General features: G+C 45.2%; 1 pseudogene. It reads right to left on the reverse strand.

What is annotated here, in order from left to right:
- A pseudogene (locus HUS62_RS22370) lies at positions 1-628 on the reverse strand (cellulose synthase); the annotation flags it as partial.

Raw genomic sequence — 628 nt, forward strand, 5'->3', positions numbered from 1 at the left:
ATCCATACCTTGTTGCTTTGGTTTTATACTTAAAAGTGGGCAGTCAAAAATACACAGGGCCCCTTGACCATAGCGGCTACCAGCAAAGGTTTCATCAAAGCGGGTTTCTTGGCTCGATATTGTCATTGGGTCTAATTTCACAATCCCAGTGCCACCCCATAGCGGGAAACCTGCTTCAATAGGCGTTGCACCAGCGCCCAGTGTGGACTCATTTTGTGTGCTGGTTTGGCTACTTAAGTTGATTGCAGCAGTGATATACGCTTGCTCATCGCGCTCAATACCTTGCAATTGACGCTTGGCATTATTGACATACCAAGCTTCATTTTCATCAAGGGTATACAGTTCATAGTTCTGCTCATCGCTTAAGGTGCTCGTTGCCGTATCTGGATCAACTGCAGCGCGGTACCAGCTTTGAGCAAGCGTAGTTTGTTGCTTAGCTTGCGCAACCGCTGCTGCTTGATAATAAAGCTCTTGGTTGTTGTTGGATTTAGCTAGCAATTGCTCAGCTAGATTTATCGCACTTTGTGTATCTTCAAATTGTTCAAGGGCTGCCATTAATTGCTGCTGACGATAGCTTTGCTCACTTGAAAGCTGATTAATTTGCCCAGCAATGATGCGATCTGCTAAA

The sequence above is a fragment of the Pseudoalteromonas sp. 0303 genome (assembly GCF_013349995.1).
GTDB lineage: Bacteria > Pseudomonadota > Gammaproteobacteria > Enterobacterales > Alteromonadaceae > Pseudoalteromonas.